The sequence below is a fragment of the Rhizobium sp. YTUHZ045 genome (assembly GCF_051124255.1).
Classification (GTDB): Bacteria; Pseudomonadota; Alphaproteobacteria; order Rhizobiales; family Rhizobiaceae; genus Rhizobium.
Genome location: NZ_CP101432.1, coordinates 552,345 through 568,160, shown reverse-complemented (window position 1 = coordinate 568,160; position 15,816 = coordinate 552,345). Strand labels below are relative to the sequence as shown.

The 15,816-nt window shown below is 61.1% G+C and carries 13 protein-coding genes; 6 read left to right on the top strand and 7 right to left on the bottom strand.

The genetic code is table 11. The features are described 5' to 3' along the window. The first annotated feature begins 113 nt into the window (after positions 1-113). Positions 114-1,109, top strand: coding sequence for a transporter (locus NMA58_RS02755; protein WP_221139129.1), 996 nt, complete (start codon positions 114-116; stop codon positions 1,107-1,109). Positions 1,110-1,547: 438 nt separating this feature from the next. Next, positions 1,548-1,811 carry a DUF982 domain-containing protein gene (locus NMA58_RS02750; protein ID WP_434712206.1) on the top strand — a complete coding sequence of 88 codons (264 nt, stop codon included), beginning with the start codon at positions 1,548-1,550 and terminating at the stop codon, positions 1,809-1,811. Between the two features lie 113 nt (positions 1,812-1,924). Here the strand turns inward: NMA58_RS02750 and NMA58_RS02745 are convergent, their stop codons facing one another. Next, entirely contained in the window at positions 1,925-2,392 is a 468-nt protein-coding gene (locus tag NMA58_RS02745; RefSeq protein ID WP_434712205.1) for a BA14K family protein, read from the bottom strand. A 117-nt stretch (positions 2,393-2,509) separates the two neighbouring features. Then, on the bottom strand, positions 2,510-3,754 hold the full coding sequence (locus NMA58_RS02740; RefSeq protein ID WP_085779976.1) for an aromatic ring-hydroxylating oxygenase subunit alpha: 1,245 nt from the start codon (positions 3,752-3,754) through the stop codon (positions 2,510-2,512). Between the two features lie 403 nt (positions 3,755-4,157). Between NMA58_RS02740 and NMA58_RS02735 the strand changes: the two genes are divergently transcribed. From NMA58_RS02735 to NMA58_RS02725, 3 genes are all read left to right on the top strand, one after another. Further along, a complete protein-coding gene (locus NMA58_RS02735) occupies positions 4,158-4,766 on the top strand; it encodes a DUF6656 family protein (protein ID WP_434712204.1) in 609 nt (202 codons plus the stop codon). A gap of 68 nt (positions 4,767-4,834) precedes the next feature. Beyond that, entirely contained in the window at positions 4,835-5,815 is a 981-nt protein-coding gene (locus NMA58_RS02730; protein WP_434713489.1) for an L-threonylcarbamoyladenylate synthase, read from the top strand. Between the two features lie 29 nt (positions 5,816-5,844). Continuing rightward, the gene (locus NMA58_RS02725) at positions 5,845-7,281 is read left to right on the top strand and encodes an FAD-binding oxidoreductase (protein ID WP_434712203.1); all 1,437 of its coding nucleotides are present in this window, start codon (positions 5,845-5,847) and stop codon (positions 7,279-7,281) included. Between the two features lie 180 nt (positions 7,282-7,461). Here the strand turns inward: NMA58_RS02725 and NMA58_RS02720 are convergent, their stop codons facing one another. Further along, positions 7,462-10,797: a DUF1217 domain-containing protein gene (locus NMA58_RS02720; RefSeq protein WP_434712202.1), complete on the bottom strand. Its 3,336-nt coding sequence runs from the start codon at positions 10,795-10,797 to the stop codon at positions 7,462-7,464. Between the two features lie 301 nt (positions 10,798-11,098). Here NMA58_RS02720 and NMA58_RS02715 point away from each other — a divergent pair, with 301 nt between their 5' ends. Beyond that, entirely contained in the window at positions 11,099-11,665 is a 567-nt protein-coding gene (locus NMA58_RS02715) for a DUF6101 family protein (protein ID WP_085777167.1), read from the top strand. A 93-nt stretch (positions 11,666-11,758) separates the two neighbouring features. Here the strand turns inward: NMA58_RS02715 and ubiA are convergent, their stop codons facing one another. The 4 genes from ubiA to NMA58_RS02695 all read right to left on the bottom strand — a co-directional run bounded on the left by ubiA (position 11,759) and on the right by NMA58_RS02695 (position 15,705). Next, a complete protein-coding gene (gene ubiA, locus NMA58_RS02710; protein ID WP_434712201.1) occupies positions 11,759-12,718 on the bottom strand; it encodes a 4-hydroxybenzoate octaprenyltransferase in 960 nt (319 codons plus the stop codon). A 155-nt stretch (positions 12,719-12,873) separates the two neighbouring features. Beyond that, complete coding sequence (locus NMA58_RS02705) at positions 12,874-13,686, bottom strand: MipA/OmpV family protein (protein ID WP_097597746.1); 813 nt, start codon at positions 13,684-13,686, stop codon at positions 12,874-12,876. A gap of 143 nt (positions 13,687-13,829) precedes the next feature. Further along, complete coding sequence (locus NMA58_RS02700; protein ID WP_434712200.1) at positions 13,830-14,411, bottom strand: histidine phosphatase family protein; 582 nt, start codon at positions 14,409-14,411, stop codon at positions 13,830-13,832. Between the two features lie 34 nt (positions 14,412-14,445). After that, complete coding sequence (locus NMA58_RS02695) at positions 14,446-15,705, bottom strand: class I SAM-dependent methyltransferase (RefSeq protein ID WP_434712199.1); 1,260 nt, start codon at positions 15,703-15,705, stop codon at positions 14,446-14,448. Between the last annotated feature and the right edge of the window lie 111 nt (positions 15,706-15,816).

The window sequence follows — 15,816 nt, the reverse complement described above, 5'->3', positions numbered from 1 at the left end:
GACGCAATGCGATAATTCCACCCGGCATGGCGCTTTCTCCTTGCACAGCGGCGCCCATGGACGGCATGGAGAACTGAAGACAATATATCGCCCTCGCAAAGGATCGGCGACCGATGGATACATTGCCCGTCAACATACCCGGTTTCGTCTGGGCCTATCGTTTCTCGCCGGATGAAAAGACGGCGGTGCGGCTGACCAACACCGCGACGGTAGCGGATCTGATCGCCGAGAACTGTTTCTACTGGCTGCATCTCAACCTCGTCGACGCCCGTGTGCCGGCCCTGCTTGAGACGCTCGACGGACTGACGGAGGAGGCGAGATCGGCCTTGACGACGCATGACACGCATGCGGCGCTGACCGTTGACGAGCAGATGCTCTATGGCACGCTCGTCGATTGCCAGCGCGATTTCGACCAGGACACCAACAATCTCGGCTGGCTGCATTTCGCCATGTCCGACCGCTTCATCATCACCACAAGGCTGCAGCCGCTGCGCAGCGTCGAGCGGGCGCGCACGCTGATCGAGAAGAATCCAGGCAAATTCTCGCGACCGGTCGATCTCTTCGAACTGCTTGTGATCGAATTCCAGCGGACGCTGATCGCGATCGTCATCGAACTCACCGAGGAACTCAACCAGATCGAGGATATCGTCTACGACAATGCGCCGCGCGACGAGCGCCGGCGGCTGGCGCCGGTCCGGCGAACCGTGGTGCGGCTGCACCGGCATCTGCGCACCGTGCTGGCGCTGATGCGCCGCGCCGGGGCAGCCGACGAGGACGAAATGCCCTTCGGCTTCGACGATGTGGCCCGGCGGCTGACGAGCCGGCTGGAAACGGTCGACCACGATGTCTATGCCCTGCAGGACCGGGCCCGGCTGCTGCACGAAGAAATCGATTCGAAACAATCCTCAGAGACCAACCGCCACCTCTATCTGCTGTCGATCATGACCGCCTTCCTGCTGCCGCCGACGCTGGTGACGGGTTTCTTCGGCATGAACACCGCCAACCTGCCCTTCGCCGTCGGCGATTACGGCACGGAATACGCCGTCATCCTGATCATCGCCTCGATCGTCTTCGCCTGGTGGCTGCTGCGGCGGGTGGATATTCTTTGAGGGTGAAAGGTTCGGCGTGACTCTCGGAGTGCGAGCTCGCTCCTATTCCGTCAAACGTCGCGGTACTTGCCCACAGAGCTCACCCAACGCTCCGTCATCCCAGGGCTTGACCTGGCTTGACCCGAGGATTCATGTAGGCCTCCTCCACCAGCACTGGGCATGGATCCTCTGCTCAAGGCAGCTCAAGGCCGAGAGTGGGTTAACGCTCTTGCCAATTCGCCGCCGACGCAGCGGATGGCGCGGCGTTGCGCCTATCGCATCATGCGGGACGCGGCCACTGTCAGCATTGCGACGCTTCGTCCATCTGATTATGGCCTCGGCGATGGCGGGCAACCCCGGAGATCGGTGCCCGCGTGATCAGCTGCTTCATGCCACCACCTCGCGCGGAACGGTTCTTGCACGGTTACTAATATGTTCACCGTGGGGAGGCCTGATGTCATGAAGTGGCACACACCTGGAGAATTCAGCCCGCTGATGCTCGTTGTGGACGGGCCGGAAAAATACAAGCTTGTCGCGAGCCTTTGGGAGGCGGCCCAGATGCTCACGGCTTGCTGGCCGCTCGACGACGGGGAAGAATATCTGACCGCGGTGAAGGCTTGCCGGGATGCGATCCACGGGGACCTTCCTGCTGAGGACGCACGGTACGCGCTTATCCGTGCCGCCAAGGAAGCAGGCATTCCGGTGATCACCGTCGTTCACTGAGTTGTTGCGCCGTTGCTTCGTGCCACGGCCCTCCGCTTCGCTCCCCATGTTTGGCCCTTCCCCTCTTCCGTTTGCGGGAAAGGGGAAGGGTGACGGGCAGCATTCGGGACCTATCAATAAGGCGAATAGCACTGCTGGCGCGGGCCATTATAAGGCTGGAAGGTGTTGTCGTAGGCGCGGTAGGACCGGTAGCGGTTCGCGCACCAGGCGACGTGAGCCGAACCCATGCGCGGCGCGGGCGCGGCGTAGCGCGGAGCAGCAATGACCGCGCCGGCGCCGAAGGCGGCGAGCGGATACCAGTAGCCGTTATAGCGGCGATAGCCGGGGCGGTAGTAGGAATAGCCGCGATAGCCGCCATACCAGCCGGGGCGGTAGTAGGCGCCGGGGCGATAGCCGGGCCGGTAGTAGTCGCGGCGGTAAGGCCGATAATAATCGCGGTAGTATTGGACGTTCTCGACAGCCGAGGTTTTTTCAACCTGCGGCGCGGCCGGCATCTGCATTGCTTGCGACGGCACGAAGCCCGTCAGCACGACGGCGGCGGCCAATACCGCGGTCGCAATTTTGTTTCTCAGGCCGATCATTTCTTTCTCTCCATTCAGCAGCGATAACCGCTTGGTCTTACAACGCTTTCGGGAGAAAATGGTTCCAAAAGCGGCCGGAACGGGCCGCTTTTGGATAAGCGGGGTCAACCGGCGCGCTCAGGCGACGGCGGAGATTTTCGCCGTTTCACCCTGCAGGCGGTTCACCATGAAGTTCGAATACCATTCGAGGAACTGCATGACGCCGCCCTCGTGCACGGCCGAATAGGGGCCGGGCTCATAGGCGGGCGAGTGGATGCCGAAGGCATTCTCTTCGACGATCCGGCGGTCCTGGTCGTTGGTCTCGGTCCAGACGTGCGTCAGTTCCTCGAGATTGTAATCGACGCCTTCCACGGCGTCCTTGTGGACGAGCCACTTGGTCGTCACCGCCGTCTCGTTGGCGCTGAGCGGCAGCACTCGGAAGGAGATAGCGTGGTCGCCGAGCAGATGGTTCCACGTCGTCGGATAGTGGAAGAGCAGCATCGTGCCGATACGATTGATCGAGATGTCGTCGGAGATCCGGCGCTGCACGGCCGGCTTGCCCGACATGGTGTAGCTTTCGGCATCCTCGATCAGCGGCATGCGGGCGGTGCGGAACTGGCCATCCGGCGAGATCTGGAACTTGCTCGGCAGGCCGGCGGCCTCGCAGCGCGCCCAATGGCCTGCAATCTCCGGATCGTCGGCGCCGCCGTCTGTGCCGGTGACACTCGGCGCTTCCGGATAGGTGCGGCAGAGTTCCGGGTGATTGGCGGCGCAGTGGTAGCACTCGCGGTTGTTTTCCCAGACGAGCTTCCAGTTGCCCTTCTCGATGATCGTGCTCTGGAAAGCCACCTTGGTCTCGCCGATCCGATGCGGCGCCATATAGGGCTCGATCGTGTCGCGCACCGGCTTGAAATCGGGGGCGACGTCGGCAAGGCAGATGAAAATATAGCCTGCGACGCTCTCGCAGTGGACGGGCTTCAGGTTGAAGCCGGTTTTGTCGAAATCGTCGCCCATGTGACGGGCAAAGGCAAGTTTGCCGTCGAGATCGTAAGTCCACTGATGATAGGGGCAGACGAGACGCACGGAGGAGCCGTGCTCCTTGGTGCAGACGCGCGAGCCGCGATGACGACAGCTGTTGTGGAAGGCGCGGATGACATTGTCACGGCCGCGGACTATGACGACCGGATAGGTGCCGATCTGGACGGTGAAATAGGCGCCCGGCTTCGGCAACTCGCAATCATGGCCCATGAACAGCCAGTCGCGATAGTAGATCATCTCCATGTCGAGTTTGAAATAATCCTCATCGGTGTAGAACGGCTGTTCGAGGCTGAAGCCCTCGCGGCGGTTCTTGAGCTGACGTAAAACGTTGCTGCGAATATCCATCTTCATGTCCTCGTGCACCGGCTGCCGCCTTCAGCGGAAGGCTATGGAAGCGCGCCTGCTAACCTTCTCCTGCGGGAGAATTGTTCATGGCGCCATTTAATCACCTGGCATTCCCGCCGCTTGGTTGTAATGCGACATCGGCTTCGAAATTGACGACAGGAAGCGCGGAGGCTTCAAAACAGCCCCTCCCGGTCGACCCGATGTCCGACTCTGCAGCCAATTATCGTCAATTGCGACATTGCGTAAAGACCGGATTGGCAAAGAAGGCGGCTCTCCGGTATCGGCGATTGTCGCATTTACGACATTGCCGGCTTCCGGCCGATGCGACGGCCGCATCTTAATGCTGCGTTAAGCATACGCTCTTATCCTGCTTTCGACCTCAGACCGACAAAGCATGTAGACCATGGCCAGACTCCGCTATTTCGACGCGAAAGAAGTAATCCGGCCGCAGGAGCGGCCACTGGTCGCCGCCCATTCCGAATTCTTGCGCACCGGCCGCATCCCCCGCGACCGGCGCCACTGGCTGGCCGAGGAAAGGCGCTACCTCACCCATGACGAGGTCGCCGCAAAGACCGGCCGCAAGCTGCAGGCGGCCGGCGAGAAGACGCATCAGCACATCAACGGCTTCCACCACTCGATCCAGTTTCCGAAGATGATCTTCCACCGGACTCTTGAGGACAGCCCGCATCTCGGCTATTGCCACGTCACCGCAGCGCGCACCAAATTCGCCCGCTACGAGGAGGTCAGCTGGGCTTTCTACATCGCCAATTTCTATTCCGAAATCGGCGACAACGACAACTTCTTCGAACGGATCGACGTCGGCTATTCGCGGATGTATTTTGCCGTCGCGATCAAGCCGGGCGAGGAGTCCTCCGAAAAGATGACGGTCGACCGCTCGGTGCGCGGCAACGGGCTGCTCTTTCGCACCCACAATCCGCAGGCAGCGATCCGCAACATCCTGCTGCTCGGCGCCCGCAACGAACAGCTGCGCGAAATCATCCGACAATTGTGAGCGAACAAGGCGATTGATCGCCGGCGACGGAAAGCCTAATGACTGCCGGAACCAGAGACGGGCAGCATATGGCACGCATCATCGATATCAGAGCAGACAGGCAGGCGGCGCTCGAAGCGGCCTGTGCCGCTCTTTCCCAAGGCTTTGCCGTCGCCATGCCGACGGAGACCGTCTACGGCCTTGCGGCCGACGCCACCAATCCGGCAGCCATCACCCGCATCTACGAGACCAAGGGACGGCCGCGTTTCAACCCGCTGATCTGCCATATGGCCGATCTCGATATGGCCGAGCACCATGCCGAGTTCGATCCAGTATCGCGGGCGCTCGCCGAAGCCTTCTGGCCCGGCCCGCTGACGCTGGTGCTGCCGCTGAAGGCTGAAAGCCCGATCCACGCTCTGGCGACCGCCGGTCTCGACAGCGTCGGCGTGCGTGTGCCCAAGGGCTTCGCCGGCACGCTGATCGGCGCCTTCGGGCGGCCGCTCGCAGCCCCGAGCGCCAATACGTCAGGCGCCATCAGCGCCACAAGTGCGGCCCATGTCGAAGCCGATCTCGGGGCGAAAATTCCATTGATCCTCGATGCGGGACCGAGCGCCGTCGGCGTCGAATCGACCATTGTCAAGGCGGAGGGCGGCCGGCTGCGGCTGCTTCGCCCCGGCGGGCTGGCGGCGCGCGAGATCGAGCGCGTCGCAGGCCAGCCGCTGCTGCGCGCCAAAAAGGCATCGGCGGCAATCGAGGCGCCCGGCATGCTCGCCTCGCATTATGCGCCGGGCGCCAGCGTGCGCCTCAATGCGACCAAAGTGGAACCGGGCGAAGCGCTGATCGCCTTCGGCGGTGCGGCGGTCGAAGGCGCGCGTAAGGCACGCATCGTCCTCGATCTCAGCCCACGCGGCGACCTGGCGGAAGCGGCGGCCAATCTTTTCGACTATATGAAGCGTGCCGATGCCAGCGGCGTATCGAGTATTGCCTTCTCGCCGATCCCGGACGACGGGCTCGGCGAAGCCATCAACGACCGGCTGCAAAGGGCTGCCGCGCCCCGCGCGACCAACTGACCCGATAGAAGCGATAGAGGATCGACCTGATGAGCAGCGCCGGCATTTTCACCGATCTTCTCGACCGTTTCGCAGCAATCGTCGGCGAAAAATATGCGCTGCGCGGCGAGGCCGATCTGGCGCCGCACCTGATCGAAAATCGCGGGCTCTACCATGGCTCCTCCCCTCTCCTGCTGAAGCCAGGTTCGGTCGACGAGGTCTCCGCGATCATGAAGCTTGCGACCGAGACCAAAACGGCGATCGTGCCGCAGACCGGCAATACCGGCCTCGTCGGTGGCCAGACGCCGCGCACGGGGCAGGCCGACATCATCCTGTCGCTCGAACGCATGACGAGGATCCGCGACGTCGACCCGGTGGCGAACGTGCTGGTCGCCGATGGCGGCGCGATCCTGGCCGATGTGCAGAAAGCGGCCGAAGCGCATGGGCGGCTGTTTCCGCTCTCGCTCGGCTCGGAGGGCTCCTGCCGCATCGGCGGCAATCTCTCCACCAATGCCGGCGGGACGGCCGTGCTTGCCTATGGCAATATGCGCCAGCTCTGCCTCGGCCTCGAAGTGGTGCTGCCGACCGGCGAGATCTGGGATGGCCTGCGCCGCCTGAAGAAGGACAATACCGGTTATGACCTGCGCGATCTCTTCATCGGCGCCGAAGGCACGCTCGGCATCATCACCGGCGCGGTGCTGAAGCTGTTTCCTCAGCCGCTCGGTCATCAGGTGGCGTTTGCCGGCCTCAATTCGGTCGAGGATGCGCTTGCGCTTTTCAACCTTGCCGCCAGCCTCTGCGGCACCTCGCTCACCGGTTTCGAACTGATGCCGCGCTTCGGCGTCGAGATCACCACCCGCCATATCGACGGCGTGCGCGATCCACTGGAAGCGGCCTACCCCTGGTACGTGCTGATCGACATCTCGACCTCGGATTCGGCCGAGACGGCGGAGCGGATGATGAACGGCGTGCTGGAACAGGGCTTCGAGGCCGGGCTGGTGCAGGACGCCGCGATCGCCGCCTCCGTCGCCCAGCAGAAGGCGATCTGGCATATGCGCGAGAGCATGTCGGATGCGCAGAAGCCGGAAGGCGGTTCAATCAAGCACGACGTCTCCGTGCCGGTGTCGAAGATCCCGCATTTCATGGCCGAGGCGGAGAAAGCCGTCATGGCAGCCATGCCGGGCGCCCGCATCTGCGCCTTCGGCCACATGGGCGACGGCAATATTCACTACAATATTTCCCAGCCGATCGGCGCCGACAAGGCGGCCTTCATCGCCCGCTGGCGCGAAATGAACCACATCGTGCATGGGCTGGTGCTCGCCCATGGCGGCTCGATCTCGGCCGAACACGGCATCGGCCAGCTGAAGCGCGACGAACTGGCGGCAATCCGCCCGGCGATCGAAATCGAGCTGATGCGCCGCATCAAGCGCGCCTTCGATCCGGCTGGTATCATGAACCCCGGGAAGGTGGTCAGTCTCGAGGTGTGAGGTCGGCGAGACCGGCCCCTCATCCGCCTGCCGGCACCTTCTCCCCGCTCGCGGGGCGAAGGGGATATGCCGCAGCCTCTCCGTTTCCACCTCGCTCTCGTATGGCACGTCCCCTCTCCCCGTAAAACGGGGAGAGGGTTAGGGTGAGGGGCAACGAAGGCGAAGTCTGCCGGAATTGCCTCAGGACGACTGCGTGCCGCCGCCGGTCAGGATCTGCAGGGCCGGCGACTGCTGGGTGCTGTTCTGGACGTCGTACATCGCGGTGAAGCGCCGCAGCAGCTTGTCCACCTTCTTCGGATCCTGGAGGTCCTCGAGCTTGACGAAACGATTAATGAGATCGGCCTGTTTGGCGACGTCCATGCCCGATATCTGTGACGGCAGGCTGTAAGCCGTGGTGATGACCTGATAAAGCGCCTTGTCGCCAAGGAGCGAATAGATTGAGGTGATGCTGGAGGCTTTGCGGCTGAAATAGAGCGCCAGGCGGACGCCGTCGTTGCTTTCGCCTTGCTGGGTTTCCAGCGTCTGCTGCAGGTAGAGCTCCTGGGTATTGTCCTCGGCCGCCTTGTTCTGGATGGCGCCGATCTTGGCACGGGTCAGATTGCCGTCCTTGTCGAAGTTGAAGGCAGCGACGATATCCTTGAAGCGCGCATCGGCCTTGGTGTTGAGGTAGCTCTTCTTGTCGTCGGGATCGGAAGTGAAGATCTTCTTCAGCGTCGCCTTGTCGTAATCCTTCGGGTCGAGGTTGTTCGCCTTCAACACCAGATCGGTCAGGCGGCTGTCAGCGAGGAAATCGTCGAGCGACTGCACTTTCGCCATACCCTTGGCGAAATAATCCACCTCGGCGGTTGCGTCCTTCGATGCCTTGTCCTTTACCGGGCCGGCCTTCAGCAGCATGGTCACATGCGCCTTGTAGTCGGTGGCGTATTTGGCCATGGTCGCGTCGGGCAGCGCCTGGAGGGGTGCGGCCGCCTTGCCGTCGGGGCCGAAATTGAAGGCGCGGGCGAGATTGGTAATTCGCTCGTCCTTGAGCGAGGCGATATAGCCGTCCGGATCATAGGCATCGCTCGTCAGGATCTTGCGCATCATCGAGCGCGGCACGTCCTGATCGGTCAAGCCGAAGGCCTGCAGCGCGACATGATAGAGATCCGGCAGATTGTCGTTGCTCCTGGTGAAATCGGCCGTTCGATTGGTGCGCAGGAAATCATTGACGGTCTTGACGTCGGAAAAGTTCAAGAGGCTGCTGCTGTCTGCCATCATGCTCTTGTAATTGTCGGCAACTTCTTCGATCGCCTCGTCGCGCTCGTCGTCATAGCGCGCCATGTAGTTGTCGTTGGTGGTCTGCGCCTGATCTGCGGTCTGGATCGAGCTGACGACGGGAAGCGATCCGTCGGCGGCAAAATTGAAATCGGCATAGAGGTCGGAATAGCCGGCCGCGGCGGCGGCGGTCGCATCAGTCAGGATGCTCCTGAGATCGGCGTCCGTGATATCGAACGGCAGATTGTAGGTGCTCTTCAGGAAGTTGGTGATTGCAGGATCGGCGATGAGATCATCGACATTGGAGATCGTCGCCATACGGGCGGAATAGTCGTCCGTGCGCGCCGTGGCGGCAATTTTCGTGTTGGTGATCTGGGCGGACGTCTGTGCCGCCATGCCGTCCTCGAGCGAACCGTCCGCCTTGAAGTTGAAGGCGGCAGCGACGTCGGCATAGGTGCCGGTGCCGCTCTGATCGGTCAGGATAGCGCGCAGATCGACATCGCTGACGGTCGAGGGGATGCCGTAAGCGTTGCGGATGAAATTATTCAGCCGCCGGTCGGCCAGCAGCTGGTCGACATTGGAGATGCCGGCGATGGTTGCCTGGTAATAGACGGCGGCATCGTCGGCCTTGCTTGCCGTGCTGGCGCTTTGCGCCGCGCTCTGCGTGGCATAGAGGGTCGCGACCGAGCCGTCCGTTTTGAAATTGAACAGATCGTGGACGTCGCTGTAGCCCTGGGCGCTGGCCGCCGAGGGATCGACGAGGAAGCTCCTCAGCGTTGCGTCGGAGACGCTGTCGGCGATCTGCATGCTGGTTCTGAGATAGCTGACGGCGACGGGATCTGACATGATGTCGTCGACATTGGTGACATTGCCGATCATGCTGTTGAAGTGCGTTGCGTTCGCCGCCGATTTGTCGGTGGTCGACTTGCGCTGCGCGTCGGTCTGAATCACCGACCCGTTGATCGAGCCGTCAGCCTGGAAGTTGAAGTCGGCATTGAGATCGGCATGCCCCTGGGCGGCGGCATAGGTCGAGTCCGTCAGAATGCTCTTCAGCTCGGCATTGCTGAAACTGCTGCCGAGGCCATAGGCATCCTTGATATAGCGTGCCAGAACGCTGTCGGCGAGCAGGTCGTCGACATTAGTGATGCTGCTCGACCGCGAGGTCACGCTATAATAATTGGCGGTGCTTGCCGCCGCGTCCTTCAGCTTGTTCGACTGGGCGATCGTCTGTGCACGCGCCGTTGTCGATGTCGTGCCGTCGGCCTTGAAATTGAAGGCGTTGTAGACATTGGTGAAGCCCATCAGCTGGGCGTAGCCGGGGTCGGTCAACACCATGCGCAGCGCCGGCGCGGTGAAATCGGCGCCCATGCTGTAGGCGGTCTTGATATAGGACGTCAGACGACTGTCGGCGACGAGATCGTCGACATTGGTGATCGTGCCGATCTTGGCAGTATAATAGGCCTGGTTGTATTCGGCCGCCGTCTTGCTGACATAGACGACATCGGAACCGACGGAATTGTCGATGATGACGGACTGGTTATTCAGCGTATAGGTCTCGATGATCGACGCCTTCTGCGTCGCGGTCTGGGCGCTGCCGTTGACCGTACCGTCGGCATTGAAGCTGAATTGGGCGGCAAGAGCCTTGTACTTGTCGCCGCCCTGCGCGTTCACGACGCTTGTCGGGTCGCTGAGATCGCTCGTCAGCACCTGCCGCAGGAAATCCTTCGAGGCATAGGTGGGATCGATCTTGAAGGCCTTCAGCACATAGGTGCGCAGCCGGGTGTTGTTGACCAGGTCGTCGACGGTCTGCACGCTGTCGATATTGTTGCTGTAATAGGTGCTCTCGGTGGCCGCCGCCTTGTCGGCATCGACGAAGGACTGCTTGTAGAGGCCGATGAGCTCGTCTTCCTGCGCGTCGGTCTGAACGTCCTTCTCGGGCGCATTGAAGTTGAAGGCGGCCGCGAATTCACGGTAGCGCGTATCGGAGAGCTTGTTGGCGTAGCTGTTCGGGTCCGTTAGATCGCTTTCGAGCACCTTCTTCATGAATGCCTTGGCATAGGTCATATCCTCAAGGCCATAGGCCTTCATGGCGTAGCTGTAGAGCTTGTAATCGCCGAGAAAGTCGTCGACGTCTTTGACCTTGTTGATATTGTCCGCGTAATACTGGGCATCCTTCTTGACCGTCGCCTGCGAGGCGACCTTGTTCAAGCTCGACGTCATGTCCTTCGACAGGATCGTGTAAGCGAGGGAGGCCGTGATCATGAAAAGCGCCCTTTTCGGCAAAATCTCTAAAAGAACGACAAACTGCTGGTAAGCCCATTTTGCCACGCAAAGCTTACCCGAGACTTACCTTTCGACTGCGCCATTTCAGGTCAGCCAGCCGTTCACCTTCCGGAAACCCTGCCGGATTCGGTTTTGATAACCATCAGGGGAGGCAAAGTTTTCTTAACCGCAATTTTTAAGCAGTACGGAAGGGGGGCCGCCTATTGTCGGCCATAGAGGACGAAAAGTCCCGAGGAGAAGACCGCAAACCGGCTCTCAGGTAAGACAAGGGTAGAATGAAATGAACAATCCCGTTTTGAAGCCCGTTTGGGCTGGCACGACGCTGCGTCTCGATCCGTCCCGCTTCCCGCAGCAAATCAGCTACGCCATCCATGATTGTTCGGATGATGTCAGCATCACGATAGACGAACGTGGCGCAGTGCTGCGGAAAGTCCTTCCCTCCAGCGGTCTGCCGCTCTCGATTGCCCTGCCGAGGCGCGTCTTCAAGGGTGTCGCCGCCCGCGCCATCGACCATGGCGACGGCGAGGTCACCGTCACGCTCGAACTTCACCACGCCGATCCCGAGCTCTGCATTCCGCTGCTCGTTGCCCATGATCTCAGCGACATCGCCGCCGACTGGCGCAGCTGGTCGGAGGCCTTCCGCATTCCGATGCTGATGGTCGAGGCAGATGGCGTCGCCCGGCCGCTCGAGGACCATATCGGGGCGCTGCGCACCAGTGACCTCAAGCCGCGTCGCCGTCATTCCTACTTCGCCAATCGCCGTCCGCGCTTTCTCGTGCGTCGCACCACCGGGCAGCTGGGCGTCGCCATGAAGATCGAAGGCAAGGAAATCATCGCCCGCAACTGACCGAAATCGCGACTGTGCCATCTCGGCAGGAAGATCTGGAAGAAGCCAAACCCGGCCCTCGTGCCGGGTTTATCGTTTCACGAACCATTCCATTCAGGGAATGGCAAAGAGCAGCGAAAAGAACAGCCCGGCGAATATGGTCAGGCCGACGCGGTTGTTCGACTTGAAGAGCGCCAGGCATTGGGCGGGATCGTTGATATCAAGGCGGATGATCTGCCAGGCGAACATGCCGGCCGCGCCGAACAAGGCCAGAAAGGCGATGAGATTGGCGCCGGCGAGCGCGAAGGCCGCAAACATCAGCACCAGCGTCAGCCCATAAAGGCCGATCAGCCATTGCCTCGTCTTATCGCCGAAGAGGCGCGCGGTGGAGCGGACACCGATCAGCTCGTCATCCTCCTTGTCCTGATGTGCATAGATGGTGTCGTAACCGATCGTCCAGGCGACGGAGGCGGCATAAAGCAGGATGGCGGCAAAGGAGAGGCCGCCCAGAATGCCGGCCCAGCCCATCAGCGCGCCCCAGGAAAAGGCAAGGCCGAGATAAAATTGCGGCCAGTCGGTGAAGCGCTTGGCATAGGGATAAAGTGCCACGATGCCGAGCGAAAGCAGGCCGAGAAAGACGGTGAACCAGTTGAACTGCAAGAGCACGAAGAGGCCGACCAGCGCCTGAATGCCGATGAAGATCTTCGCGCGTCCGCGGGTGACGCGGCCCGAGGGCAGCGGACGCGAACGGGTGCGCGCCACTTCCATGTCAATCTCGTGATCGACGAGATCGTTATAGGTACAGCCGGCGCCGCGCATGGCGACGGCACCGATAAAATAGAGGAAAAGGTGGGACATCAGCAGGCTGCCGGAATAGAGCCCTTGGCCGATCGTCGCATTGGAGGCGAGCGTGGCCGACCAGAAGCACGGCCACATCAAGAGCTCCCAGCCGATCGGGCGATCCCAGCGTGCAAGCTGCGCATAAGGCCAGAGCCATGGCGGCAGGGTCCGGTAAACCCAGTTATCGGAAGGTGCGTCGGAGACGCGATCGTTGAACTTGCCGGTATCTTGCATGCCATCCATCTAGCGGCGGGCTGGCGATCCGGTCAAGAAGCGATCGCGACGGCGCCAGAAGCGTGTCGCATCAAATCTGATTCCTGTGATCGCTTTGGCTCTTTGTGATGCATGACGCCCGGAACCGCGGCACACTTGCGGGCGACATGATTTGATCACTGCAGAGAGAAATTGAACCTGTAGGTCGCCGAGACACCGATGAGCACCTGGTTCTTCGAGCCGCGCTGCCGCACGAGACTGCTGTCGGCCGCCGGACCCGCCAGTCGCTTATATTCGAGGAAAGAGCTGGCCGACAGGTTTTCCGTCGCCTTCCATGTCAGAGCCGCACCGGCGCCATAGGACTGGATGCCCGATGACGGCTTGTATTGATCAAGCCCGCTCGCCGCCGCCTGTTTGGCGTTGACGCCGTAATAGGCATCATAATAGCCGCTGGTGGCGAATGTCGCGCGCGGACCGCCTGACAGTTGCAGGTTGGGGGCGATATCGGTGAAGGCATCAACGGCGAGATCGGCAACGACGCCGTCATGCGAGCGGATGCCCTGGCGAACTTCGGCGCGGGCGCGCAGGAAATCGGTCGGATAAACTTCGACGAAGCCACCGGCTTCCGCTCCCCATTTGACCTTCTTCATGCCCTTCAGCTCGTGACCGTCGCCCTCATCGCGCGAAGGCACGAATTTGCCGACGATACCGGCGCGGAAGGTGCCATTATCCATGAGGGCCAAGGACGGATTGTCGTTGCGCGAGGAAAAGCGTGGAGCCGAGCCCTGCCGGCCGGCCGAAATCAGCGGGCTGAACCGGAATTCATAACGCCGTGAACCCTCGAATTTCGGCGCTGAAAAGCCGGCGACACCAACGCTCAGATACCAGTCGCCGGACCAGAAATGCTGGCCGCTTTCCTGCGCGGTGGCCGAACCAACGGATGAAAAAGCAATAAGAAAAGAAATCGATACGACTGATCGATGAGACACGTCTGCACTCCAGGAAACGCAAAAACAAAGCCGCGGAGAGCGGCGGCCGCTAGACTTATCCTGATGTCGTTACCCCAATGTTAACCACAGTGAAACTCATGAAACTCATGCCGCACGGGCCGACGCCAGCTATGGAATTTGCCCTATCTCTGGTTCCAGCGGCGGATGACCGGCTCGGTCAGGTCGTGCTCATAACCGAGCACGCTGATGCTGGCGGTATCGAGCACGAAATGCGCGCCACCCTGCGGCGGCAGGCCGAGCCAGCGGGCGGCCAGCACGCGCAGGAAATGCGAGCTGGAAAAGATCAGGATGGGCGCTGCCGCTTGGCGCAGCGCATGGATGACGGCATCGGCGCGGGCACCGACATCGGCAGCCGTTTCGCCGTTCGGGCAGCCGTCGCGAAAGAGCTGCCAGCCGGGACGTTCCGCCAGGATCGCCTTCGTCGTGACACCTTCATAGGCGCCATAGTCCCATTCGGCGAGCTCGTCGCGGATCACCGCGTCCGCTCCGAAGCCGGCGAGCGCGCAGGTGTTGCGGGCTCGCGCCGACGGGCTCGACCAGACGGCGGAAAAGGAAAGGCCGGCCAGCCGCTCGGCAAGTTTTCGAGCGGCGGCTTCACCATTCGCCGTCAAGGGAATATCGCTGCGCCCGGTATGGCGCCCGGACAGGCTCCATTCGGTTTCACCGTGTCGAACCAGATATATTTCGGGAAACGCACTGCTCATCCGCATTCCCTTTCATTCCAAACGTTGCGGCGGTTCAGAACGTCACCTTTTCCAGCGGCGCCCGCCGCGCCTCGAATTCCTTCAGCTTGGCTTCATTCTCGGCGATGTAGTTGCGGTTGTCGGGAACGGCGAACTGGTTCTTGGCGATCTGGATCTGCAGGATGAACAGCTCATCCCAGCGGAAGCCCATTTCGGAACCGGCGAGATAGAATTCCCACATGCGGAAGAACTGTTCGTCGTAAAGGGCCACCGCCTCAGCCTTGCGCGCCACGAAACGCTCGCGCCAGTGGCGCAGCGTATAGGCGTAATGCATCGGCAGGATTTCGACATCCTTGACGAGGAGCCCGGCCTTCTCGAGCGGCGGCAAAACCTCGCCGACGGAAGGGATGTAGCCGCCCGGAAAAATATATTTCTCGATGAAGGCATTGGTGCCGAAGCTCGGCTTCGGACGGCCGATCGAATGCAGCACCATGACGCCGTTGTGGTCGAGCAGGTCCGAGACCTTGCGGAAGAAATTGCCGTAGTTGCCGATGCCGACATGCTCGAACATGCCGACCGAGACGATTCGGTCGAACTTCCGGCCGTTCATGGTGCGATAGTCCTGCAGCTCGAAACGAACACGCTCGGACAGACCGCGTTTTTCGGCGCGTGCGCGGGAGACCTTCAGCTGCTCTTCGCTCAGCGTTATACCGGTGAAATCGGCTCCCTCCGTCGCCTCCGCCAGATACATGCCCATGCCGCCCCAGCCGGAGCCGATTTCCAGGATACGCTGGTTGGGCTTAAGCAGCAGCTTGGCTGCGATATGGCGTTTCTTGGCGAGTTGCGCCTCGTCGAGACTGATGCCCGCCGGGTTAAAATAGGCACATGAATATTGCCAGTCCTCATCCAGAAATAGATCGAAGAGCTTGGCCGAGAGATCGTAATGGTGGGCGACGTTGCGTTTGTTGCGATTGACCGGCACGCGGCTCTTCAATTGCTGCCAGGCAATGCGGCCGACGAGCAGTGCAGCCATCTTGAAATCGAAGATCTCATTGGTGGTGTTCTGCTTCACCAGCGACAGGAAATCATAGATGTTGCCCTGTTCGAGAATGAACCGGCCCTGCATGTACATCTCGCCGAGCTTCATCGTCGGGTCGCGCCGGATGGCGTCTTCAGCCTCCTGATCGGCAAGCCGGGCGACCACCATATCGCCGGTGCCGTCACCGATCACATGGGTTTCGCCATTGGCGAGGGTAAGCTTCAACGAACCCTTGCGGATGATTTGCTGGACGATCGATAAGAAAGCCGACGCCATGGACGCCTCGCAAATGTGACAGGATGGTCACATCAACTTAATAGCTCTCACTCGCCTTACAAGCGCCGGATTTAGCAGTCAGCGCAGAACGCTGCCAAACTGTGGCATTTT

Bases quoted from the DNA above. Each gene is read 5' to 3' on its own strand.
- NMA58_RS02715 (WP_085777167.1), top strand. From the start codon at position 11,099: ATGAACAATCCCGTTTTGAAGCCCGTTTGGGCTGGCACGACGCTGCGT.
- NMA58_RS02700 (WP_434712200.1), bottom strand. From the start codon at position 14,411: ATGAGCAGTGCGTTTCCCGAAATATATCTGGTTCGACACGGTGAAACC.
- NMA58_RS02755 (WP_221139129.1), top strand. From the start codon at position 114: ATGGATACATTGCCCGTCAACATACCCGGTTTCGTCTGGGCCTATCGT.
- NMA58_RS02750 (WP_434712206.1), top strand. From the start codon at position 1,548: ATGAAGTGGCACACACCTGGAGAATTCAGCCCGCTGATGCTCGTTGTG.
- NMA58_RS02720 (WP_434712202.1), bottom strand. From the start codon at position 10,797: ATGATCACGGCCTCCCTCGCTTACACGATCCTGTCGAAGGACATGACG.
- NMA58_RS02725 (WP_434712203.1), top strand. From the start codon at position 5,845: ATGAGCAGCGCCGGCATTTTCACCGATCTTCTCGACCGTTTCGCAGCA.
- NMA58_RS02735 (WP_434712204.1), top strand. From the start codon at position 4,158: ATGGCCAGACTCCGCTATTTCGACGCGAAAGAAGTAATCCGGCCGCAG.
- ubiA (WP_434712201.1), bottom strand. From the start codon at position 12,718: ATGCAAGATACCGGCAAGTTCAACGATCGCGTCTCCGACGCACCTTCC.
- NMA58_RS02695 (WP_434712199.1), bottom strand. From the start codon at position 15,705: ATGGCGTCGGCTTTCTTATCGATCGTCCAGCAAATCATCCGCAAGGGT.
- NMA58_RS02730 (WP_434713489.1), top strand. From the start codon at position 4,835: ATGGCACGCATCATCGATATCAGAGCAGACAGGCAGGCGGCGCTCGAA.
- NMA58_RS02745 (WP_434712205.1), bottom strand. From the start codon at position 2,392: ATGATCGGCCTGAGAAACAAAATTGCGACCGCGGTATTGGCCGCCGCC.
- NMA58_RS02740 (WP_085779976.1), bottom strand. From the start codon at position 3,754: ATGGATATTCGCAGCAACGTTTTACGTCAGCTCAAGAACCGCCGCGAG.